20 protein-coding genes and 4 pseudogenes are annotated in these 22,554 nt (G+C 67.5%); 10 read left to right on the top strand and 14 right to left on the bottom strand.

Annotated elements, in window-relative coordinates; genetic code table 11:
• Positions 1 to 25: 25 nt before the first annotated feature.
• Positions 26 to 637, top strand: a complete 612-nt coding sequence (locus ACMVY4_RS07730; protein ID WP_416899585.1) for a DsbA family protein — start codon at positions 26 to 28, stop codon at positions 635 to 637.
• A gap of 72 nt (positions 638 to 709) precedes the next feature.
• Positions 710 to 4,168, top strand: coding sequence for a chromosome segregation protein SMC (smc, locus tag ACMVY4_RS07725; RefSeq protein WP_416899584.1), 3,459 nt, complete (start codon positions 710 to 712; stop codon positions 4,166 to 4,168).
• 173 nt (positions 4,169 to 4,341) lie between these two features.
• Here the strand turns inward: smc and ACMVY4_RS07720 are convergent, their stop codons facing one another.
• Together ACMVY4_RS07720 and ACMVY4_RS07715 are read right to left on the bottom strand one after the other, a co-directional pair.
• Positions 4,342 to 4,794, bottom strand: coding sequence for an L-2-amino-thiazoline-4-carboxylic acid hydrolase (locus ACMVY4_RS07720; protein WP_416899583.1), 453 nt, complete (start codon positions 4,792 to 4,794; stop codon positions 4,342 to 4,344).
• A 33-nt stretch (positions 4,795 to 4,827) separates the two neighbouring features.
• Positions 4,828 to 5,244, bottom strand: coding sequence for a GFA family protein (locus ACMVY4_RS07715; protein WP_416899582.1), 417 nt, complete (start codon positions 5,242 to 5,244; stop codon positions 4,828 to 4,830).
• An 82-nt stretch (positions 5,245 to 5,326) separates the two neighbouring features.
• On the opposite strand from ACMVY4_RS07715, the pseudogene ACMVY4_RS07710 reads away from it, so the two are divergent.
• From ACMVY4_RS07710 to ACMVY4_RS07695, 4 genes and pseudogenes are all read left to right on the top strand, one after another.
• Positions 5,327 to 7,271, top strand: a pseudogene (locus ACMVY4_RS07710) (primary-amine oxidase).
• A gap of 33 nt (positions 7,272 to 7,304) precedes the next feature.
• Positions 7,305 to 8,972 (top strand): acyl-CoA dehydrogenase family protein, encoded by a 1,668-nt coding sequence (locus tag ACMVY4_RS07705; protein ID WP_416899581.1) that lies wholly within the window; start codon positions 7,305 to 7,307, stop codon positions 8,970 to 8,972.
• 220 nt (positions 8,973 to 9,192) lie between these two features.
• On the top strand, positions 9,193 to 9,756 hold the full coding sequence (locus tag ACMVY4_RS07700) for a nitroreductase (protein WP_416899580.1): 564 nt from the start codon (positions 9,193 to 9,195) through the stop codon (positions 9,754 to 9,756).
• Positions 9,744 to 10,670 (top strand): L-threonylcarbamoyladenylate synthase, encoded by a 927-nt coding sequence (locus tag ACMVY4_RS07695; RefSeq protein WP_416899579.1) that lies wholly within the window; start codon positions 9,744 to 9,746, stop codon positions 10,668 to 10,670. Before ACMVY4_RS07700 ends, ACMVY4_RS07695 begins: the two co-directional genes overlap by 13 nt.
• On the opposite strand, the gene ACMVY4_RS07690 is transcribed toward ACMVY4_RS07695, so the two are convergent.
• The 10 genes and pseudogenes from ACMVY4_RS07690 to ACMVY4_RS07645 form a co-directional block, all read right to left on the bottom strand.
• On the bottom strand, positions 10,627 to 11,844 hold the full coding sequence (locus tag ACMVY4_RS07690; protein WP_416899578.1) for an MFS transporter: 1,218 nt from the start codon (positions 11,842 to 11,844) through the stop codon (positions 10,627 to 10,629). The genes ACMVY4_RS07695 and ACMVY4_RS07690 overlap by 44 nt on opposite strands.
• Positions 11,845 to 11,883: 39 nt before the next feature.
• Positions 11,884 to 12,327 carry a hypothetical protein gene (locus ACMVY4_RS07685; RefSeq protein ID WP_416899577.1) on the bottom strand — a complete coding sequence of 148 codons (444 nt, stop codon included), beginning with the start codon at positions 12,325 to 12,327 and terminating at the stop codon, positions 11,884 to 11,886.
• Positions 12,328 to 12,490: 163 nt separating this feature from the next.
• Positions 12,491 to 13,354 carry an LLM class F420-dependent oxidoreductase gene (locus ACMVY4_RS07680; protein WP_416899576.1) on the bottom strand — a complete coding sequence of 288 codons (864 nt, stop codon included), beginning with the start codon at positions 13,352 to 13,354 and terminating at the stop codon, positions 12,491 to 12,493.
• Between the two features lie 77 nt (positions 13,355 to 13,431).
• Positions 13,432 to 13,908 (bottom strand): DoxX family protein, encoded by a 477-nt coding sequence (locus tag ACMVY4_RS07675; RefSeq protein WP_416899575.1) that lies wholly within the window; start codon positions 13,906 to 13,908, stop codon positions 13,432 to 13,434.
• Complete coding sequence (locus ACMVY4_RS07670) at positions 13,905 to 14,681, bottom strand: putative DNA-binding domain-containing protein (RefSeq protein WP_416899574.1); 777 nt, start codon at positions 14,679 to 14,681, stop codon at positions 13,905 to 13,907. Before ACMVY4_RS07670 ends, ACMVY4_RS07675 begins: the two co-directional genes overlap by 4 nt.
• A pseudogene (locus ACMVY4_RS07665) lies at positions 14,678 to 15,551 on the bottom strand (DUF692 domain-containing protein). The gene ACMVY4_RS07670 and the pseudogene ACMVY4_RS07665 overlap by 4 nt, the downstream one beginning before the upstream one ends.
• Positions 15,552 to 15,614: 63 nt before the next feature.
• Entirely contained in the window at positions 15,615 to 15,908 is a 294-nt protein-coding gene (locus ACMVY4_RS07660) for a DUF2282 domain-containing protein (RefSeq protein ID WP_416899573.1), read from the bottom strand.
• Between the two features lie 159 nt (positions 15,909 to 16,067).
• The gene (locus tag ACMVY4_RS07655; RefSeq protein ID WP_416899572.1) at positions 16,068 to 16,601 is read right to left on the bottom strand and encodes a YHS domain-containing (seleno)protein; all 534 of its coding nucleotides are present in this window, start codon (positions 16,599 to 16,601) and stop codon (positions 16,068 to 16,070) included.
• Positions 16,602 to 16,857: 256 nt separating this feature from the next.
• On the bottom strand, positions 16,858 to 17,220 hold the full coding sequence (locus tag ACMVY4_RS07650) for an anti-sigma factor family protein (protein WP_416899571.1): 363 nt from the start codon (positions 17,218 to 17,220) through the stop codon (positions 16,858 to 16,860).
• Complete coding sequence (locus tag ACMVY4_RS07645) at positions 17,217 to 17,858, bottom strand: RNA polymerase sigma factor (protein WP_416899570.1); 642 nt, start codon at positions 17,856 to 17,858, stop codon at positions 17,217 to 17,219. The genes ACMVY4_RS07650 and ACMVY4_RS07645 overlap by 4 nt, the downstream gene beginning before the upstream one ends.
• 141 nt (positions 17,859 to 17,999) lie before the next feature.
• On the opposite strand from ACMVY4_RS07645, the pseudogene ACMVY4_RS07640 reads away from it, so the two are divergent.
• A pseudogene (locus tag ACMVY4_RS07640) lies at positions 18,000 to 18,314 on the top strand (DoxX family membrane protein); the annotation flags it as partial.
• Between the two features lie 30 nt (positions 18,315 to 18,344).
• Positions 18,345 to 20,202, top strand: a pseudogene (locus ACMVY4_RS07635) (FAD-dependent oxidoreductase).
• Here the strand turns inward: ACMVY4_RS07635 and ACMVY4_RS07630 are convergent.
• Positions 20,199 to 20,965, bottom strand: a protein-coding gene (locus tag ACMVY4_RS07630) for an IS5 family transposase (protein ID WP_416898553.1) whose coding sequence is annotated in 2 segments (ribosomal slippage) — positions 20,199 to 20,641 and positions 20,641 to 20,965 — 768 coding nt in all. Because the reading frame shifts where the segments join, the coding sequence is not laid out codon by codon here. The pseudogene ACMVY4_RS07635 and the gene ACMVY4_RS07630 overlap by 4 nt on opposite strands.
• A 213-nt stretch (positions 20,966 to 21,178) precedes the next feature.
• Here ACMVY4_RS07630 and ACMVY4_RS07625 point away from each other — a divergent pair.
• Positions 21,179 to 21,355: a DUF1328 domain-containing protein gene (locus ACMVY4_RS07625; protein ID WP_416899569.1), complete on the top strand. Its 177-nt coding sequence runs from the start codon at positions 21,179 to 21,181 to the stop codon at positions 21,353 to 21,355.
• Positions 21,356 to 21,395: 40 nt separating this feature from the next.
• Complete coding sequence (locus ACMVY4_RS07620; protein WP_416899568.1) at positions 21,396 to 21,632, top strand: hypothetical protein; 237 nt, start codon at positions 21,396 to 21,398, stop codon at positions 21,630 to 21,632.
• Positions 21,633 to 21,756: 124 nt separating this feature from the next.
• Here ACMVY4_RS07620 and ACMVY4_RS07615 read toward each other — a convergent pair whose 3' ends face one another.
• Positions 21,757 to 22,530: a DUF427 domain-containing protein gene (locus tag ACMVY4_RS07615; protein WP_416899567.1), complete on the bottom strand. Its 774-nt coding sequence runs from the start codon at positions 22,528 to 22,530 to the stop codon at positions 21,757 to 21,759.
• Positions 22,531 to 22,554 lie beyond the last annotated feature (24 nt).

Genomic DNA, 22,554 nt, shown 5'->3' with positions numbered 1-22,554 from the left:
TACATCTGGTATGTATGAGGGTTCGATGACACTATCGAGGCGAAATCTGCTGCTGGGTGGCGTGGCGCTGACGGCGCTTGGAGCCGCCGGCATGCCCGTGCGCGCCGAGGAGGCGATGTTCGCCGCGGGCGACATGGCGATGGGCGCCGCCGATGCGCCGGTCGAGATCATCGAATACGCCTCGATGACCTGTCCGCACTGCGCGAACTTCCATCACAGCACATGGCCGGAGCTGAAGGCGAACTTCATCGACACGGGCAAGGTGCGCTTCATCTTCCGCGAATTCCCCTTCGACCGCCCGGGTCTGGCCGCCGCGATGCTGGCCCGCTGCGGCGGCGAGGAGCGCTTCTTCCCGTTCATCGACGTCCTGTTCGAGCAGCAGCCGCGCTGGTCGCGCTCGCCCGATCCGATGGCCGAACTGCAGAAGATCGCCCTGCTGGGCGGCGTCGGCCCCGACAAGTTCCGCGCCTGCATGACCAACAAGGCGCTGGAGGAGCATGTCCTGAATTCCCGCCTGGAGGGCCATCAGAAGTTCGAGGTCAACGCGACCCCGACCCTGATCATCAACGGCGAGAAGTGGGAAGGTGGCAACGACTACGAGTCGCTCGCCGACCATCTCAACGGCCTGACCTCGTAGATGCACGGCCGCGCGCGCTCCATATCCCCTGACACGGCGGCTGCGGCCGCCGGACACGGGGGCGCGCGCTAGATGGCCATGCAGTTCAAGGGGCTCCGGCTCGTCGGCTTCAAGTCCTTCGTGGAAAACACGGAACTGGTCATCCAGCCGGGCATGACCGGCGTTGTCGGTCCCAATGGCTGCGGCAAGTCCAACCTGGTCGAGGCGCTCCGCTGGGTCATGGGCGAGACCTCGGCCAAGAACATGCGCGGCGGCGAGATGAACGACGTCATCTTCGCCGGATCGGGCACGCGGCCCGCCCGCAACACGGCCGAGGTGCAGGTCGCGCTGGACAATTCCGAGGGCGACGGCCCGCCCGATTACGCCAACGAGCCCGAACTGGCGATCACGCGGAAGATCACCCGCGACCAGGGCTCCGACTACAAGATCAACGGCGCGCCGGTCCGCGCCAAGGACGTGCAGCTGCTGTTCGCCGACATGGCCACCGGCGCACGCTCGACCGCGATCGTCAGCCAGGGCCGCGTCGGAGCGCTGATCGGGGCCAAGCCGACCGAGCGGCGCATGCTGCTGGAAGAGGCCGCCGGCATCACCGGCCTGCATTCCCGCCGCCACGAGGCGGAGCTTCGGCTGAAGGGCGCGGAGACGAACCTGGAGCGGCTGGACGACGTCACCCAGCAGCTGGACCAGCAGCTCGGCAATCTGAAGAAGCAGGCCCGGCAGGCCGCCCGCTACCGCAATCTCTCGGCGCAAGCCCGCCAGGTGGAGGCGATGATCCACCACCTGCGCTACACGGCCTCGCTGGAGGCGCTGAACGCGGCGCGGCAGGCCATGGACGCGACACAGGCCGAAGTCTCGGAAGCCACGCGCAAGGCAGCCGCCGTGACCACGCGGCAGGTCGAGCAGGCAGCCCGGATCGACCCGCTGCGCAAGGCCGAGGCCGAGAAGGCTGCGGCGCTCAACCACCTGAACATCGCGCGCGAGCGTCTCGACGCCGAGGAAGCGCGGCTGAACGAGACGGTCCGCAACCTGAGCGAACGCGCCGCCCAGGCGGAGGAGGACCTCCGCCGGGAAAGCGAGCGGACGCAGGATTCCGCCGACCGGTTGAAGGAACTCGACCGGGAGGCCGAGACGCTGACCGTCGCCTCGCAGGGCGAGGATCAGGCGCTGGAAAAGGCAGGCGCCGCATTGAAGGCCGCGTCCGAAGCTGTCCAGTCGGCGGAACAGGAGCTGTCGGCGGCGACCGAGACGCTCGCAGAACTCCGCGCCCGGCGCAGCGCTCTCGCCCGCCGCGCACAGGAATTGCAGCAGAAGAAGGCCGACCTGGAACGCCGGGTCGCCAGCGCCGAACGCGAACTCGCCGCCGCCGCCTCCGGCGATCATGAATCCCGCCTGAAAGCGCTGGAAGGCGAACTGGATACGGCGCGCGAGGCTGTGGAAGCGCTGGCCGGCGAGATCGACACGGCTGAACAGGCACGCGCCGCAGCGGAAACCCGGCTGAACGAGGCCGCAGAGGCCGACCGCAAGGCGAAGTCGGCGCTCTCCGGCCTGAAGACCGAGATCGACACGCTCGCGCGCCTGCTGGCGAAGGAGAAGAATTCCGGCCACGCCCGCATCATCGATCTGGTAAAGGTCGCGCCGGGCTACGAGAACGCTTTCGCCGCGGCACTGGGCGACGGCGTCGAGGGCGCGCTTGAGCCGGATGCGCCGGCGCGCTGGACCGAAGGCGATGCCGACAGCGGCGACCTGCCCAAGGGCGCCGAGGCGCTCGCCGTAAAGGTCGAAGGACCGGCGGCGCTGAACCGGCGGCTGCAGGCGACCGCCGTCGTTGCCGACATCGAAACCGGCGAACGGCTGGCCGACCAGCTGCGGCCCGGCCAGCGGCTGGTCACCGCGAAGGGCGATCTCTGGCGTTGGGACGGCTACCGCCGCCGCGCCGGCAAGCAGGCCAGCGGCGCGATCCGCCTGGAGCAGCAGAACCGCCTCGCCGCCCTGCAGGCGCAGCAGCCGGAAGCCGAGACCGCGGCCCGCGACGCGGAGGCCGGGATGGCCTCGGCCCGGAACGCCGTGGCCCGCGCCATCGAGGCCGAGCGCAACGCGCGCAACCGCCGCCGCGAGGCGGAGCAGCAGGTCCAGAAGACCGGACAGGCGCTGGAAGTGCTGCGCCGGCAGGCCGAGGCCGAACGCCAGAAGAAGGAGCGCATCGCCGCGCTGCTGGAAGGCGCACGGAACGAACTCGCCGCCGCCACTGAAGAGGCCGGCGCCGCCGAGGCCGAGATGCAGGGCCTGCCCGCTGTCGACGGCGCCGAGGCCGACGTCAATGCACGCCGAGAGCGGGTCCGCACCGCCCGCGAGGAACTGGACCGCGCCCGGCAGGCGCTGGACCGGATCGAGCGGGAGAAGCGGTTCCGCGTCCGCCGGCTTGAAGAGATTGCCCGTGACCGCAAGGACTGGGTCCGTCGGTCCGAGGAGGCCGGCAAGGCCTGCGCCGCGCTGGCCGAACGCCGCGACGCCGCAAGACAGGCCATCGAGGACCTGAAGGAGCGGCCGGCGGAAATCGAGGCGCAGCGCACGAAACTGCTTTCCGAGATCGCCGACGCCGAGGGCGCGCGGCGCGAAGCCATCGACCAGCTTTCAGGGGCAGAGATGGCGCTGGCCGAGGCCGACCGGGACCTGAAGGCGGCGCAGGCCGAGGTTCAGGCCGCCCGCGAGACGCTGGTCCGCCGGGAATCGGCGGTCGAACACGGCGTCGAGGAACTCCGCCGCCTGACCCGCGAAATTCAGGAATCGATGGAATGCGCCCCGCAGAAGGTGCTGGAAGTCGCCGGGCTCGACCCGGACGCCGTGATGCCGCCGCTGGACGACTGCGAGCGCAAGCTGGACCGGCTGAAGCGCGAGCGGGAGAACATGGGGCCGGTCAACCTGCGCGCCGAGATCGAGGCCAACGAGGTGCAGGAGAAGCTGGACACGCTGGCCGCCGAACGCGCCGATCTGGAAGGCGCCATCGCACGGCTGCGTCAGGGCATCTACTCGATCAACCGCGAAGCGCGGGCCCGGCTGCTGGAAGCCTTCGAAACGGTGAACGGCCATTTCGAGAAGCTGTTCCGCCGGGTCTTCGGCGGCGGCGAGGCGCGTCTCGCACTGACCGAGGCCGAGGATCCGCTGGAGGCCGGCCTGGAGATCATGGCCAGCCCGCCGGGCAAGCGCATGCAGATCCTGACCCTGCTCTCGGGCGGCGAGCAGGCGCTGACCGCGACCGCGCTGCTGTTCGCCGTGTTCCTGACCAACCCGGCCCCGATCTGCGTGCTCGACGAGATCGACGCGCCGCTGGACGACGCCAATGTCGAGCGGCTGACCGATCTGCTGGACGAACTGGCCAGCCACAAGCAGACCCGCTTCCTGGTGATCACCCACAACCCGATCACCATGGCCCGCATGGACCGCCTGTTCGGCGTCACCATGGCCGAGCGCGGCGTCAGCCAGCTGGTCTCCGTCGACCTGCAACAGGCCGCGCTGATGCGGGAGACGGCGTAGAGGTTCGCCGTCACGCCGTCCTTGACCGGCGCAGATCTCACCCACCGGCGTCATGCCGGGCCTGACCCGGCATCCGGACAGTCATCGAACGCGCGGTGAAGCCGCACCGGACCCCGGCTCGAGGCCGGGGTGACGTCGGTGCTGACCGGCTCACCGATCGATCGGCAAGGCGTTCAGGCGCCCTTGCGCTTCCATCTGAAGTCGCAGTGCGGCGCGCCCTGCATCCGGGTCTGGGTGCGGGTGAATTCCCAGTCGGGCCGGATCCGCGCCTCCGCGGCGAAATCGACCCCGCAGCACATCAGCGCGCCGATCTCCGGCTCGCCGATCTTGCGAAAATGGTCGGCGAAGGCGCAGCCGGTGATGTTGTGGCCATAGGCACCGGGCGTGTTCTCGACGACCTCCTCCTCGACCGGAAAGGCCGGTGCGTTGCCGGCTTCCCGGTCTTCGGCCGGGTGGCTGTTCTCCTCGAACCCCAGCTTCTCGCGCCACGCGACATAGTTCTGCGCAATGGCCTCGCCGACAATGCGGTGCGCCTCCGCCTTGCCGAGTTCCTGTTCCAGCTTCTTCACGATCGGAATGACGATCTTCGCCTGGATCTTCGTTGCATCGAGCACGGATGTCTTCATGACAGCCTCCCCATCTGACCTTGTACGAACAGCCTACCGCGGCGGGCGGCCCTGGGTTTCGAACTTGCGGACGTCTCCGACATCGTCGACCCAGGGCAGGGCGGACCGGCACCAGATCTGGGTGCGCGGTCTCAGTTCGTGACGCTGCCGGCAATTGCCGAGACGGAGCGAGTAAAACGGCGATTCCCCGACGTCGCCCCCATGGATGGAGGTGCCGCAGCGCGGGCAGAAGGACAGCGCCCGCCGATTGCCGCTTTCGGCGGTCTTCACGTAGACCTTCAGTTCGCCGCTGAGCAGTTCGAAATCGTCCGCCGGCACCATCACCGCAATCCGGAAGGCCGTCGCCGAATTGATCTGGCAGTCGGTGCAGTGGCAGATTCCGACCCTGTCCGGATCGATCTTCGCCCGCCAGGTGACGTCTCCGCAGAGACAGTGTCCATCGACCTCCATCGTCCCCTCCCCTTCGTTTCTGGACCCGACGCCCGGGCAAGGTACGATACCAGCTTACCGCGCGGAAAAGGGGACCGGCACAATGAACGTCATGAACAAGGCGGCGGAGGTCCTGAACCATCCGCTGGATCAGCTCACCGCCGCCGAGATCGGCCACGCTGTCGAACTGGTGCGCGCCGCGGACTTCGCGGCCGACAGCCTGAAGTTCGAGACCGTCGAACTGCACTATCCGGACAAGGCCTTCATCCGCGCATGGTCGAAGGGTCAGCCCTTCCCGCGCAAGGCCTTCGTCTGCTGCTACGACACGTCCACCGGCGACGTATTCGAATGCGTCCTTGATCTGTCCGAAGGCAAGGGCGCCGGACAGATGGAAAGTTGCAAGACCATCCCCGGCGCGCGCACCGCGGTGATGTATGACGAGATCAGACGCTGCGTCGAGGTCGTGGCGCAGAACCCGGACTTCATCGCCGCCATGAAGAAGCGCGGCATCACCGATCTCACCCATCTGCAGGTCGATCCGTTCTCGGCCGGCAATTTCGGCTACCCCGAGGAGCAGGACGTGCGCATCGTCCACTGCTGGTTCTTCTGCCGGAACAGCAAGTACGACAATGGCTACGCCCACCCGGTGGAGGGGCTGAACGTCATCTATGACCTGAACCGCGAGACCGTGATCAAGGTGCTGGACCGCACGCCGGAGGTGATCCCGGTGCCGAAGGCCGAGCACAACTACTCGGTCCTGTTCGACGAGATCGCCAAGGGTATCCGCAACGATCTGAAGGCCATCGACATCAAACAACCCGACGGCCCGAGCTTCAGCGTCGACGGCCGCCAGGTCGAATGGCTGAACTGGCGCTTCCATGTCGAGTTCAACGCCCGCGAGGGGCTGGTGCTGAACGACCTCCGTTTCGTCCATGAAGGACGGGAGCGCCCGGTCCTGTTCCGCGCCTCCATCGCCGAGATGGTCGTGCCCTATGGCGATCCCAGCTACGGCCATTATCGAAAGAACGCATTCGATGTCGGCGAATACGGGCTGGGGCGGCTGGCGAACTCCCTGACCCTGGGCTGCGACTGCCGCGGCCACATCCACTACTTCGACGGGGTGATCAACGACACGAAGGGCCAGCCCTTCACCATCGAGAATGCGATCTGCATGCACGAGGAAGACGACGGCATGCTGTGGAAGCACACTGACTTCCCGACCATGGATATCCAGACGCGCCGGTCGCGGCGGCTGGTGATCTCGTCGATCGCGACGGTCGGCAACTACGAATACGGCTTCTTCTGGAATCTCTATCTCGACGGCACCATCGAGCTGGACGTGAAGCTGACCGGCATCATGAACACCGGCGGGCTGAACGACGTGTCCGGCGACAAGTATGGCGGCCATGTCGCCCCCGGCGTCGTCGCGCCCAATCATCTGCATCTCTTCTGCGCCCGGCTCGACAGCGCCATCGACGGCGACGCGAATTCCGCCGTCGAGGTGAATGTCATCCAGCCGCCGATGGGGCCGGACAATCCGAACGGCAACGCCTTCTACGCCGAGGAGACGGTGCTCGCCTCCGAGAAGGCGGCGCGGCGCAAACGCAATGCCGACACCGAGCGCTACTGGAAGCTGACCAATCCGGAGAGCCGCAACGCCATGGGCCGGCCGGTCGGCTACAAGCTGATGTCGCCCAGTATGGTGCGGACCTTCCACCATCCGGAAACCATGCTGGCGAAGCGGGCGGCCTTCACCGCGAACCATGTCTGGGTCACGCCCTACAAGCCCGACGAACGGTATCCGGCCAGGCTACGTGAACCAGAGCACGGGCAGCGACGGCATCGGCGTCTGGACCGAAGCGGACCGGCCGCTGGAGAACACCGACATCGTGCTATGGCACAGCTTCGGCATCGTGCACCTGCCCCGGCTGGAGGATTTCCCGGTTCAGCCGGTGGTGAACTGCGGCTTCGCGCTGATGGCCGACGGCTTTTTCGATCGCAATCCGACACTGGACATGCCGCCCTCGACCGACGGCGGACCGGCATAGCCGCACCCCCGGCTGCGGGTGTAGGATCGGGCCATGACACCCTTTCGCCCGCGCACCGAGTTGACGACCCACGATGTGACCAACCAGGCCGCACCGCTGGAGGACTACAATCTCTACGATGCCGACCCGGCGCTGAAGGAAGCGCTGCACCGCCATGGCGGCGGTGATGCCGAGGACGCGGTCCGGGAAATGGGCGCCGAGCTCGGCTCGGCCGAGAGCTACGAGCATGGCCGCCTGGCCAATGACAACCCGCCGAAGCTGAAGAGTTTCGACCGCTACGGCCAGCGCATCGACGAGGTCGAGTTCCACCCCAGCTACCACCACATGATGGCGCTGGGCATGCGCCACGGCATCCAGTCCCTGCCCTGGCAGGCAGAGAAGGGCGGCCACGTCGTCCACACGGCGATGCACTACCTGCTCTACCAGATCGAATGCGGCGTCTGCTGCCCGCTGACCATGACCTACGCTGCCATGCCCGCGCTGATGCAGCAGAAGGACGCCGTCGGGCCCTGGCTGAAGGGAATTGTCAGCCGCGACTATGACGGACGCAGCCTGCCGCCCGAGCAAAAGACCGGTCTGACCATCGGCATGGCGATGACCGAGAAGCAGGGCGGCTCCGACGTCCGCGCCAACACCACGAAGGCGAAGCCCATTGGCGCCGGCGGCCCGGGCGGCGAGTACGAGCTCTGGGGCCACAAGTGGTTCTGCTCGGCGCCCATGTGCGACGCCTTCCTGAACCTGGCCTACACGGACGAGGGGCTGAGCTGTTTCCTGATGCCGCGCTGGCGGCCCGACGGCACCCGCAACGCCTTCCAGCTCATGCGGCTGAAGGACAAGCTGGGCAACCACTCCAACGCCTCGTCGGAGATCGAATATCACGGCGCATACGCCATCATGATCGGCGGGGAAGGCCGCGGCGTCCGCACCATCATCGACATGGTGATGCACACGCGGCTCGACTGCACCACCGGGCCCGCCGCGATCATGCGCCAGGCGGTGATGCAGGCCGCGAACCACGCCGACGGCCGCACCGCCTTCCAGAAGAAGCTGAACCAGCAGCCACTGATGCGGAACGTGCTGGCCGACCTGTCGCTGGAACAGGAGGCGGCGACGGCCATGTCGTTTGCCGTGGCGCAGGCCTATGACGACGGCATGACCGATCCGGAGGCCGCGGCCTTCGCCCGCATCGCGGTCTCGATTTCCAAGTACTGGGTCAACAAGCGGGTCACGCCGCTGATCGTCGAGGCGATGGAATGCCATGGCGGCGCGGGCTACGTCGCCGAGAGCATGATGCCGCGCCTTTACAAGGAAGCGCCGCTGAACGGCATCTGGGAAGGCTCGGGCAATGTCATCTGCCTGGACGTCCTGCGCGCCATGCAGCGCGAACCCGAGGCGCTGCAGCTGTTCCTGAAGGCGCTGACCGACGCGAAAGGCCGCGACACGCGGCTGGATCGCGCCATCGACGCCGCGGTCGGCGAGTTCGACCGGCTCGAGGGCATCGAGGGCCGTGCCCGGCGCATCGTCGAACGGCTCGCCGTCACCTGGCAGGCCGTGCTGCTGGCATCCTTCGCGCCCACCGCGGTCGCCGAGGCCTTCATCGCCAGCCGCCTCTCCGGCGACTGGGGCCACGCCTTCGGCACGCTCCCCGACGGCCTCGACCTGCAACCCATGATCGACCGCGCCACGCCGATTTCGGTCTGACGACCATGGTCTGCCGCCCCCGGGCCCGACCCGGGGGCCTAAGGGAGCAACTGCCGCGGCCCAATCGGAAATGCACAGCAGCGGCTGCCACAGGTCCCCGGGTCAGGCCCGGGGACGGCAGGAAGTGGTTGCCCTCGCATGCGCCGACTTGACGGATTGGGCTTCGTCGCCAATTCGGCTACACAGCCGATCCGAACACTCACGCGCGGGAGACCCTGCCATGTCCGCCTACGATCTTGTTGCCAAGCGCGCCTCCATCGGTCCCAAGCTGCAGACCGGGGACGACGTGAGCGACGCCGAGTTGGAGAAGCTCTACGAAGCCGCGATGACCGCGCCGGATCACGGCAATCTCAACCCGTTCCGCTTCACCGTGATCCGCGGCGCGGCACGGGAGAAGCTGGGCGACGTCTTCGCCGAGGCGGCGCTGAAGCGGGGCGAGGACCAGGCCGCCGCCGACATCGCGCGCACCAAGCCGATGCGCTCGCCGGTGCTGATCGCCGTGATCGCCACCGTCACCCCCGATCACCCCAAGGCGCCGCCCATCGAGCAGGTGCTGACCGCGGGCATGGCCGGCTACAACATGGTGCTGGCGGCGCAGGCGACCGGCCTGGCCGCGATCTGGCTCTCCGGTCCGCCGGCCTATGATGCGCATGTGCTGGCGTCGCTCGGCGTCGGCGAGAACGAGCAGCTGCTCGGCTTCGTCTATGTCGGCCGGCCGAAGCGCGACGTCTCCGGCCCCCGCCGCGCGGACTGGCGCAAGCATGTGAGCGAATGGACCGGCTGATCGACGAAGCCGCGCTGGCGCTGCAGGAAGGCCGGCTGGTCGCGTTCCCCACCGAGACCGTCTACGGGCTGGGCGCGGATGCGACCAATGACCGGGCCGTCGCGCGGATCTTCGAGGCCAAGGGCCGGCCGAGCTTCAATCCGCTGATCGTGCATGTGCCCGATGCCGCCGCGGCCGCGCAGCTCACTGTCTTCGACGATACCGCCCGCGCGCTGGCCAACGCCTTCTGGCCCGGCGCGCTAACGCTGGTGCTGCCGCGGACGGAAGATTGCACCGCGTCCCGGCTCTGCTCGGCGGGGCTTGAGACGCTGGCCGTCCGCGTCCCCGCCCATCCGCTGGCGCAGCAGCTTCTGCGGACCGCCGGCGTGCCCGTCGCCGCGCCCTCGGCCAATCCGTCCGGCCGGCTCAGCCCGACCGCGGCGGCGCATGTGATCGAGGGCCTGGGCAACAGGGTCGATGTCGTTCTCGACGGCGGCGATTGCCCGGTCGGCGTCGAGAGCACCGTCGTCGGCATCTTCGACGGGAAGCCGGCCCTGCTCCGGCCCGGCGGGGTGGCCGCGGAGGAAATCGAGGCCGTTGTCGGCCCCCTCGCCCGCCCGAAGACCGATCCGAATGCACCACAGAGTCCCGGCATGCTGGTGAGCCACTACGCGCCGGCGCGTCCTGTTCGGCTCAACGCGGCGGAGGCGGGCGATGACGAGATCCTGCTGGGCTTCGGCCCCGATGCGCCGGACGGCCCCAACCTCAGCCGCGACGGCGATCTGGTCGAGGCGGCGGCGAACCTGTTCCGGATGCTGCACGAACTGGACGGCGCCGACGGCCGCGCGATCGCCGTGATGCCCGTGCCGGAGACCGGCCTCGGCCTGGCGATCAACGACCGCCTGCGGCGGGCGGCGGCGGACCGAGGCGCGTGATCACGACCATCGAGACGGCCAGCAGCGCGACCAGATACCAGAGCGCGGGTTCGTAGACCCCGGCCCAGTCGTGGATCAGGCCCATCGAACCCGGCCCGATGCCCTGACAGAGATAGGCGAAGACGGCGAGCAGGCCGTAGTTCTTGCCGTAGCCGTCGGGGCCGAGCCAGCGCCGGATCAGCAGCGGTGGCAGGATCACAAGACAGCCGACCACGAAGCCCGACAATGCGCAGGCCGCGTAGAGCCAGAAGCCGTCGCCGGCGAGGTTCAGCGCGGCGATGCCGATGCCCTGAAGCGCATAGGCGACCAGCGCCACCGCGCGGAGATCGTAGCGCTCGGCCAGAAAGCCCAGTCCGAAACGTCCGATGACACCGGCCGCGGCGGTGACCGCCACGGCGTCTGCGGCGTCCGTCCGGCTCAGACGCTCTTCAAGGATCGGGATCTGGTGCGACAGAAACCCGACCTGGGCCGCGAGGCTGATGCCCGAGGCCGCGACGATGATCCAGAAGACCGGCATCCCCGCCGTCGCCTTCAGGTGTTTCAGCGCCGGAACGCTTGCCGTGGGTACGACGGTGTCGGCGACCGGCCGGGACATGAAGATCAGGCAGAGCGGCGCGACGACCGCGACGGTCAGGCCGCCCATCACCAGCGTCGCCTGGCTGAAGCCCTGCGCCTCGGCGATGCGCGCCATGGCCGGCACCACCAGCATGGCGCCGACGCTTGCGCCGGTGAGCGCGAAGCTCATGGCGACGCTCAGGCCCTTGTCGAACCACGCGCCAAGCGTGGCGCTGATGCCGACCGCGCCCACGGCCGGATAGCCGATCGCCATCACCGCAAAGCAGAGATAGGCCTGCCAGAGCGCCGTCACCTGACCGAGTCCGATGACGCTGGAACCCACCAGTATCGCACCCGTCGCGGTTACCAGCCGCGGACCGAAGCGGTCGATCAGTCCGCCGACCGTGACGGTCATCGGAATGCCGACAATCCAGAAGAAGGAGATCGCGCCGGAGATCTGCCCGGTGGTCCAGCCGTGCTCAAGTTTCAGTGCCGACATGTAGAGACTGTGGCCGTAGAAGACCGTGCCCCAGCCGAAAATGGCCATGAAGAAGCAGCAGGCCGTCACCAGCCAGCCGCGGTGCGGCCCCTTCCTCCCCTGCAGCGCCAGATCGCTCATCGGGCGGACTATAGGGCGGCGCGCGCGCCGGTCACCCCGTCAGTCGCGCATGGTGACCATCCGGCGCCAGAGACCGTACGGCGTCAGGAACGGATGCGCGGAAATCCCTGTCAGATGCGCAATGACATTGCTGCAGGTGAAGAGCCCGCGCGGCTGCCAGACTGCCGGCCGCCGGGCCGTGACGGCGACGCATCGCGCCCGGCCCGTCTCCGTGCCGCGGCGAATCGAGGCCGGCACAAGCGGCCCGCGCACAAGTCCGGCCGTCAGGCCGCATGAGGCCGGATTGACGATCAGCCAGCCGTCCGGCCCCACGGGCGAGACCGCGAAGACATGCCGGAAGCCCGGCCTCAGCAGCCCGAGCAGTGCGCCGAGCAGACGGTTGCGCAAGGGCGTATCCGCCGCGGCGGATGGCGGGTCGAGAAAGACGACGAGCCAGACCTGTGCTGGATCCGGCAGATCGAAGTCGAGGAGGGGTCGGCGCATCGGGAAAGCATGACCCGCTTCGGGCTAAGCGTGCAGACAAATCGCCGTTCAATACGGCGTCATCCCGGTCTTGAGCCGGGATCCGGAGCGGCTTCGCCGCCAGCTGACAGTTCGACCGGATGCCGGATCGCGTCCGGCATGACGCATATGTGCGTCATCTACCTCACGCAAACTCCGCGATCCGGTCCTTCCAGGTCAGCGCGTCCTCGGGGCTGGAGATGGCCGTGAACAGCCCGGCCATGGAGGTCACCGGGACGGTCACCCGGTCCACGCCGGCCGCCGCAAGCGCCTTCAGATCCGCGGGATCGTCAGGCATGGAGACTGTGATTTCCAACTCGCCGGGATTGCGGCCGGCCTCTCGTGCGCTCTCTTTCGCCAGCGCAATCAACTCCGCCGGTGCGCCGCGGGCCGGAAAGAAGCCGTCGCCCAGCCGCCCGGCACGCCGCGCCGCCGCCTTCGAATGGCCGCCGACCACGATGGGCACGTGACGGTTCGCGGGGCGCGGCTCGCAATAGGTCGGGCCGAAATTGATGTAGTCCCCGTGATGCTCCGCCGGGCTGTCGCGCCAGAGTGCGCGCAAGGCCCGGATGGCGTCGTCGGTGCGCGGCCCGCGGGTGGCAAAGTCGGCGCCGAGGATCTCGAACTCCTCCGGCATCCAGCCGACGCCGATGCCCAGGATGATCCGGCCGCCGGCCATGTGATCGAGCGTCGCGACCTGCTTGGCGACATGGACGGGATTGTGCTGCGGCAGGATCAGGATGCCGGTCGCCAGCTTGATCCTCGTGGTCCGGGCCGCGACCCAGGCCATCCAGATCAGCGGATCCGGCAGGTCGATGTCCTCGGCCCCGCCGGCCATCTTGCCGCCTTCGGCATAGGGGTAATTCGGCGCGTAGCCCTTCGGCACGATCGTGTGCTCGACGGTCCAGAGGCTCTCGAAGCCCGCCGCCTCGGCCGCCTCGGCCAGTTCCACCGCCCGCACCGGATCGGTGTAGGCGCCCGTGTTGCAATACCGCATTCCGAATTTCATCGCCTGTCCCTCCCCTGAAACGGCAACGCCGCCGACCATCATGACCGGCGGCGCAACCGAGGTGAAGGGCGATGCGGTCAGCGGATCCCGAGCTTGCCCGCCGCCAGATGATCGGCCGAGAGCGGGCCGGCGCCGCGGATGAAGATGTAGGCCAGCAGGATCATCCAGTAGAAGTGCTCAATATTGTTGTAGGCCGGGTTGGCCGCGCCGAGCACGAACTGGATCACCAGCGCCATCACGAACAGCGGGATCACGGCGAACCGCGTCAGCAGACCAATGGCGATCAGCACCGGCATCGCCAGTTCGAAGAAGGTGGCCGCCATGGCCGCCAAGTCCACCGGCAGGACCGGCACCATGTATTCGTACTCGAAAAGCAGCAGGGTGTTGTCCCAGTCGTTGATCTTGGTCAGGCCCGACAGGAAGAAGACGCGGGCGATCATCAGCCGGATGGCCAGGTCGATCAGCGGTGTGCCGATCCGCTGGACGGGTTCGAAGATGCTCTGTCCCAGGGCGACCAGGCCGATGGAGCTGCGGGATGTGTCGACGGCGCTCATGAGGTTCCTCCGTTGCTGTCGGGGCCGGACGCCGCGAAATGACCGCCGGCGAGATGGCGGGCCAGTGCGCCCTGCAGGTCGAAGGCGGGGTCGGCGGCCTGGCAGGCTGCGGCGGCCTCACCCAGTGTCTGTCCCTCATGCAACGCGGACAGGAAGGCATGTTCGGCTGGTGCGACCGGTACCGCAACCACCTCGGCGCCCGGCCGGATGATCAGCACCGACTCGGCGCGGCGGGCGATGCGGTCGGGATCGGCGCCGACGACAGGGTTCATGCGGATCGCGTGAACCGGCCAGTCCGACCGGATGAGCACCGCCGACGGCAACAGCGGCAGGCGCCGCGCCACCAGTTCCTCCGGCGACAGACCGGCCAGGTTGTCGGGTGTCAGGCTTGCGGCGTCCGCAGCGCCATAAGCGGCGTTCACCGCCCAGTCGAGTTCCGCGACATCGCCCAGCCAGGGCAGATGGGCCAGCGGCTCGGAGCGGCGAATGAAGTCCGGCAGTTCGGATCCGTAGTCCAGCAGGTGGTTCGCCCTTGGCGGCAGATTGCGCACGAAGGCCGCCGAGAGGCGCGGAAACAGCCCCTCGCCGAGGATCGCGGCGACCGTCGGGAAGGCGTCTTCGAGGACCGACTTCAGCGAGGCGAAGGTGTTGTTGCGGTAGATCTCGAAACGGTCCGCCTGACGGCCGTCATCGGCTGCCAGCCCCAGCACGTCTGACGCGTCGCCGGTCACACCCGCGGCGAAGCGGGTCTGCAAATCGGTCAGCGAGGTCACGCCCGCTTCCTGTCCAGTTCGGAAAGGCGGTCCAGCCGCGACTGCGCCTCGGCGACCTCGGCCAGAAGCACGTCCAGTTCGGGGATATCCGTATCCCACTCGACCAGCGTCGGGACCGGTCCGGCGGCCTCCAGCGCGGCGTCATAGAGATCCCAGACGGCCGCGGACCCGGCTGCCGTGATCGTCCAGCAGCAGCGTGCCGGTGGCCGTCTCCCGCTCGGCATGACCGGCAAGATGGATCTCGCCCACGGCATCGAAGGGCATCGCGGCCAGGTAGGCGGCCGCGTCGAAGCCAAGATTGGCGGCGCTGACATGGATATTGTTCACGTCCAGCAGCAGGCCGCAGCCGGCGCGGGCGACGACCTCGGCCACGAAGGCCGCATGGTCCATCTCGGCACCCGCGAATTCGAGATACATGGACGGATTCTCGATCAGCACCTGCCGGCCGACGGCGTCCTGGAAGATCCGGACATTTCGGGCCAGCACGTCCGCTGCTTCCTCGGTGCAGGGCAGCGGCAGCAGATCGTTCATGCTGGCGCCGCCGGCGCCTTTCGGCGCGCGGACCCATGCGATGTGGTCGGAAATGGCGGCGGGCCGGTAGCGGTCGGCCAGCTCCCGGATGCGCTTCAGATGGCCGGCATCCGGCTCGTCCACCGAACCGAGCGACAGGCCCACGCCGTGGAAGCTGAGATCGAAACGTTCGCGGATGGCGTCGAGCTGCCAGAGACGCGGGCCGCCGGCATACATGTAGTTCTCGGTATGGACCTCGACCCAGTCGACGGCGGGCGGCCGGTCGATGACCTGCAGCACATGGGGATGGCGCAGGCCGAACCCGGCGGTCGGCGGAAGGCTGGTGAGGGAATCGGGCATGGGGTCATCGGCGGCGGCAGGGAGCGGCGGCGGAACCGCCGCTCCCGCACCTGAAGCGCCGTATCAGCCGGACAGCTTCTTGTTGACGCCGTCGAAGGCCGCTTCCTGGCCGCCCATGTCCTTGCACTCGGCAGCGGTCGCGAGCTTCCACTCGCCGCCATCGTAGTCGACGGTCGACTGACCGGCGCAGGAATGGGTGCCGGCCTTGTTGGCGCAGTCGTTCTGACCGGCCTTGGCAATGCCGAAGCACTTGACCTTGTCGGCCGCAGCGGCGTCGGACGGAACCAGGGTGGAGGCCATGCCGACGGCGCCAGCCAGAGCCGCGGCAACGGTGAGGGTCTTGATGGTCGAGTTCATGTCATTACTCCTTCGATAGGCGTGACAATCTTCAGGTTTCGGGCAGGAAGGTCAAAGCCTGGTCCCTTTCGGAAACACCCCGGAACGCAATCCCACCCGATAACGGTCCGGTGAACAGGGCGATTACCCTGTCAGGCGATGAAACAGTTGATGTGCTCCTCAGCTCTTCGGTGCATGAGAGGCGTCGAACGCCGGCACGTCGTCGGCCGCCGCGGCCTGGTCTTCCAGGCTCCGCCAGTTGGCCTCCGACGATCTCAGATTGGCGGGAATGTCGGCCTCCCAGAAACCGACGACCCGCTTCGTGATGTTCAGATAGAGCTTGCCGTCCCGGATCCGCCAGAGATGCGGATTGGCCGGCACCTTGCCACCCTTGGCGATGCCGAAGGCGCAGTGTCCGTCATAGGCGGGCGCGTACTTGCCGGGATCGGCGGCGAACATGTCGCGGTTCGCCTCGTTCGCGAAAGCCCACGTGGCTCCGTTGTAGTCGGCGGTGAATTCGGCCTTGCCGGGCACGGCGGCGGGCTGTTCGTCGCCGACCGGCGCCTGCTGCAGGGAATGGTAGGCGACCACGTCGTAGCCGCTGACCGCGTAGCCGGTGCCATCGACATACTGCTCGCCGGCCAGCGCGCCGGTCGAAAACGCCAGTGCGCCCAGCAGTCCGGCAGCGGCAACCTTCAGCGATGATCCTGGCATGGCGGGCACCTCCTCCGTTGTCCCGTCCCGCCGGCGGCGCGTCCCGTTCGCCGGCTGACGGCCATATGATGCGAACTCGCCGGGATTTGTTACCAACGATTACGCGCCATCGGCGTGATCGATCCGTGATCGGCACCGTCACAGGCTTCACACGTGAACGCCCGACATCATGAAAACGTTAATCGATTCAGTTCGTTGAGACACGATCACGGAAATGCCGGTCGCAGTCTTTCACGTTGAGTTGAGCACGTGTTTTTCAATTCCGCGGTGCGTTCATGGCGGAAACGACAGCCGCGACGACACTGTCGGGAACCTCTTCGGGCAGGGGTCCCATTTCGTCGTCGAACAGCCGCTGGCCCACGGCGATCGCCTTCCTGTAGCCGGCCAGGCTGTGCCGGCAGCGGCCGCACAGACGCATGTGCGTCTCGAACTCCCGGCGCTGGGATTCCGGCAGGCTGCCTTCGTGATAGTCGAGCATGAAGCGTTCGAACTCGCCGCAGGTGATCATACCGGGAAAATGGCGGAACACCCAACCGGCCAGACGGTGTCGCAACGGCGCCCGTTCGGCATCGTGGCCACGGGCAAGAACCAGAATGGTCCTGGCCAGCATCTCCTTCATATCCGGCCCTCCGCCAGCAGCGGCGCCATGAGCTGGCGCAATGCCGACCGGGCCCGGTGCACCCGCACCCTTACGGCGCCTTCGGTCAATTCCAGCAATTCGGCGACCTCACTCAGGGGCCGTTCCTCGATATCGCGCAGGATCAGCACGGCCCGGTGCGTTTCCGGCAGGCACTGGATCGCCTCGCGCACCTGACGCCGGGCGTCGTCGCGTTCGAGGATCTCGTCGGCGCTGAGATCGTTGGTCCGGAAGCCGTTATCCAGGAAATCCTGGCTGTCGAAGACGGGCAACAGATCGTCGATCGGAACCTCCTCCCGGTCCCCCTGACGTCGCAGATGCGTGAGCGCGCAGTTGACCGCGATGCGGTGCATCCAGCTCGTGACCTGGGCGCGGCCCTCGAAACGCTCGAAGTTCCGGATCGACTGGATCAGCGCTTCCTGGGCGCAGTCCAGCGCGTCTTCGCGGTTGCCGACATAACGCTCGGCGACCCGGGTCAGCCGGGCGATCGCCTCACGGATGACCGCTTCCTGATCCTGCGGCCGAGTCGCGCCAAGGGCCGCGGCAAGGGCCGACACCGCGAGCTCGCCCGCGGCCTCCGCCTGTTGCCGGAAGAGTTGAAGCCTGCCGCGAAGCCACATCGCGCGCGTTCCTTGCCGAATGCCGGAGCCGGGTTCAGTCTAGGGAACGGCGCGAACGGTGTCACACGAAGACGTGAGACCTTTCGCCGTAACGAAAGCGGTCCCCGGTGCGTCCCATGCGCACGCTTTCGACACCGACGGATGCAGGGGACCGCTATGACCGCACCGACCGACACCGCCACACGCCGCCGTGCGCCGGCCTGGCTTCCGCCCGTCTACCGGCAGACGCTCACCACGACCGAGTTCGCCAGCCGCACGCTCTGGCCGCTTCTCGATCTGTTCATGCGGATCTGGCTCGGTCAGACCTTCCTCGTCGCGGGCATCCTGAAGCTGGGCAACTGGGAGAACGCGCTCTTCCTGGCCGCCAACGAATATCCGGTCTCCTGGATGGACCCCGTCACCGCCGCCGTGACAGGCGTGGCGATCCAGATCGCCGGCGGCCTGCTGCTGACCCTCGGACTGGGCACCCGGATTGCCGCGATCCCGATGCTGATCCTCTCGCTGGTCATCCAGTACGCCTATATCGAGATCAACACGCATCTCTTCTGGGCCATCCTGTTCGGCTGGTACGCCGTCGCCGGCGCCGGACCGATCTCCCTCGACCGTCTGCTGGGCCGCGGTTTCGCGCGCCTGCCCCTGCCCCTCGTCGCCAGCCTCGGCAAGGCAGCCGAACTCAGCCGGACCTGGCTCGGCCCGGTCTATCTGGTCTTCATCCGGCTCTGGATGGCGCAGATCTTCTTCCTCGCCGGGCTGACCAAGATCGAGAGCTTCGAGAACACCGTCCTGCTGTTCCAGTACGAATACGCCGTGCCGGTGCTGCCGCCCGAGCTGGCCGCGGCGCTGGCGACCTTCTTCGAGCTCGTGTGCCCGGTACTGATCGCGCTCGGTCTCGCCACCCGGCTGTCGGCGCTGCCGCTGATCGCGATGACGCTGGTGATCCAGTTCACCTATCTCGACCATATCGACCATCTCTACTGGATCGTGCTGCTGGGCATGATCGCGCTGGTTGGCCCCGGCCCGCTGTCGCTGGACAGGCTGGTTGTCCGGGGCCTGCGGAAGATCTTCCCCGCCGAGCTGGAGCCGGCGCGCTGGGACGACGCATCGGCGCCGCATGTGGTCATCGTCGGCGCGGGCTTCGGCGGCGTCGCGGCGGCGCGAGGCCTGCGGCATTCACCCTGCCGGGTGACGCTGATCGACCGCCGCAATTATCACCTGTTCCAGCCGCTGCTCTATCAGGTCGCGACCGCCGGACTGTCGCCGTCGGACATCGCCACGCCGATCCGCGAACTGTTCCGGAGCCAGAGTAATGTGCGCACCGTGCTGGGGCGGGTTACCGGCCTCGATACGGACGCCCGGCAGGTGACCGTCGGCGAACAGCGCATCGGCTACGACCACCTGATCCTCGCGACCGGCGCCCGGCACGCCTATTTCGGCCGGGACGACTGGGAGGCCTTCGCGCCGGGGCTGAAGAAGATTCCGGATGCGACCGAGATCCGCGGCCGCATCCTGCGCGCCTTCGAATATGCCGAAGCGGAAAGCGATCCGGCGGCGCGGCGCGCCTGGATGACCTTCGTCATCGTCGGAGGCGGCCCGACCGGCGTCGAACTGGCCGGGGCCATCGCAGAGCTGGCGCATTCGGGCATGGAAGGCGAATTCCGTCATGCCGATCCCGCCGAGGCCCGGATCGTCCTCGTGCAGAGCGCCCCGCGACTGCTGCCGCCCTTCCCGGAGGAGCTTTCCCGGCGGACCCGGGCGGCGCTGGAGTCGCTCCGTGTCGAGATCCGGCTGGGCGCGCGCGTGACCGGCATCGACAGCCACGGCGTCGATATCGGCGACGAACGCATCGAGGCGCGCACCGCCATCTGGGCCGCCGGCGTGATGGCCTCGCCGGCCGCCAAGTGGCTGGACGCCGAGCGCGACCGCGCCGGTCGTGTCGCCGTCGGCCCGGACCTCACGGTGCCCTGGCCAGGACGTCTTCGTGATCGGGGACACCGCCCTTTCGGAAGGCTGGGAAGGCAATCCCGTGCCCGGCCTCGCGCCGGCGGCGAAGCAGGGCGGCGCCTATGTCGCCAATCTGCTGCACCGCCGCCTGACAGGACGCGGGGCGCCGGGTCCGTTCCGGTACAAGCACGCAGGCAATCTCGCCACCATCGGCCGATCCCGCGCCGTCGCCGATCTGGGACGGTTCAGGTTCTCCGGCGCGCTTGCCTGGTGGTTCTGGGGCGTCGTCCACGTCATGTTCCTGGGATCGATGCGGAACCGCGTCTCGGTCGCCTTCGAATGGATCTGGGCCTACCTCACCTTCCGCAGGTCGACGCGGCTGATCGCGGAGCAGTCGGACTAGGACGCGGACTCATAAGCGCGCAGCCATATTCGGGTTGAAGCGATGAGGACGGCTGCGAGGTAGTTTCGGGCGGATTTCTCGTAGCGTGTTGCGATCTTCCGGAAGTGTTTGAGTTTGTTGAAGAAGCGCTCGACGACATTGCGTCGGCGGTAGAGCGCCGGATCGACGCTGCGCTGGACCTTGCGGTCGCGCTGGGTGGGAATGTGGCCGCGACCGCCCTGCGCCGCGATCAGGTCCAGCACGGCCCGGGCGTCATAGCCCCGGTCGGCCACCACGTCGCCCGTCGCCGGATGGGCGGCAAGGAGTTCCGCAACAGCCGCCTTGTCGGAGGCCTGGCCCGGGCTGAGCACCAGCGCGACCGGCAGGCCGCGCTCGTCGACCATGGCGTTGATCTTGGTGCTCAGTCCTCCACGAGAACGGCCAATGGCGTGATCCGCGCCCCCTTTTTGCCGGAGGCGGCGTGCTGGTGGGCGCGGATGATGGAGCTGTCGATGAACTGCATCGAATCCGGCGATTTCCTGGCCAGCGCTTCGAAGACCCGCACCCAGACGCCCGCCTTCGCCCAGCGGTTGAAGCGGTTGTAGACCGTGGTGTGCGGGCCATAGCGCTCCGGCAGGTCGCGCCAGGGCGAGCCGGTGCGCAGCACCCAGAAAATGCCGTTGAGAACCCTGCGGTCATCCACCCGGGGAACGCCCCGCGGCTTGTTCGGGAGCAGCGGCTCGATCAGCTCCCATTCGAAATCGGTCAGATCAAAGCGCGCCATTCCGGACCTCCTGCGATTCACCCACCAGAGTGAATCACCCAAAGAACCGAAACAGAATCCCCTTTATGGGTTCAGAACCTAGGCCGTCTGCCCGGCCCCTTCGGCCCGGTCCGGCCATGCGACAAAATTGCCAAGTGAAGGTCGGACCGGGCGCGCCCACCTCTGACCTGAAAGGCACTCCTGCCGAAACAACAACAATAACAGGGCAGACCTATGCTTGGATGGGCTCTTCTTTTCTTTATCGTTGCGATCATCGCGGCCGTGTTCGGCTTCGGTGGCGTGGCGTCGGCGTCAGCCGGCATCGCACAGATACTCTTTTTCATCTTCGTCGTGCTGCTGGTGATCTCGCTGATCTTCGGCGCGGTACGCGGACGCCGCCCGCGTCCGTGATCCCGGGCCACAGCCAGAAACCAGAGACGAGGACAGAAAGATGACTGAAGAAAACAACAACAAGTCCGGCGGTTCGGGTCCCAACATCGCCGCCGTCGCTGCCATCGCCGTCGTGGCCATCGTCGCCGTGATCGCCGTGGCCTTCCTGGTCGAGCAGAACGACGAACCGACACTCGGCGAGGCGATCGAGCAGACCGGCGAACAGCTGGGCGAATCGGTCGAGGACGCCGCCGAGAAGGCGTCGGAAGCTGCCGAAGACGCCAGCCAGAACAACTGAACGACGTCCTTCGCTTCGTAGCGTAGACAGGTGGACCGTACGCGTATCGTGCGGTCCGCCGGCGTAGCGTGGGTCGCGGGCCGCGGGCATGTCCTGTCCGCGGTCCCGTCGTTCATTCAGACTGTCAGGCGGACCATTTCGTCTTCGGCCGTTCCTGCGTTTCCCCGTCGATGGCGATATCCACCTTCTCGTTGAAGAAGCAGAGGTAGTCACGAACCTGGCCAGCTTCCCGGACCGGATCGCGATAGCTCCAGACGAGGTTCTCCAGCGTCTCGCCACCGGCCTCGACATGCCAGTAGCTGGCCACGCCCTTGTAGGGGCAGGCCGTGGTGAGGTCGGACGGCAACAGCGTCGCGCTCACGTCGTCGCGGGGCACGTAGTAGCGGACCGGCAGACCGGTCTCGAACACGAACAGCGCCCGCTCGCTCGACGCCAGGGTCTCACCGTTCAGCGAGACCTCGACCTTCCGTGAGGACGGCAGGACATCGAGACGCACATGCGGATCGCGGGCATGGACGAAGATCTCCTCATCCTCCTCGAACCAGCGGTCCATCTTGTTCCAGTAGAAGGCTGCGTATCCCGCCAGCTCCGGCACCGCCTCGATCGGCGAGGGATAAGCCCAGACGGCGTTCCGTGCCGCCCGGTCGCCGACAATGACGTCCCAGTAGACGGCATCGCCCTTGAACGGGCAGTGGGTGAAATGCTCGGTCCGCTCCAGGAACTCCGCGCGGACATCATCCAGAGGGAAATAATAGACCGGCGTGATCGGCGGCTCGAACAGATAGAGTCCCCTGGTCGTGTCGGCGACGATCTCGCCGTTGAATTCGACCCGGATGCGCTTGCAGCAGGATTCGGTCGTCACCTTGTGGGCGGGCTTGGCGGGGTTGGTATCGGGCATTGCTTGTCTCCCGTGGCGTCTGTC

The organism is Minwuia sp., assembly GCF_048007105.1.
GTDB lineage: Bacteria > Pseudomonadota > Alphaproteobacteria > Minwuiales > Minwuiaceae > Minwuia.
The sequence above is the reverse complement of the archived record's forward strand: the minus strand, read 5'-3'. Positions and strand labels throughout refer to the sequence as shown.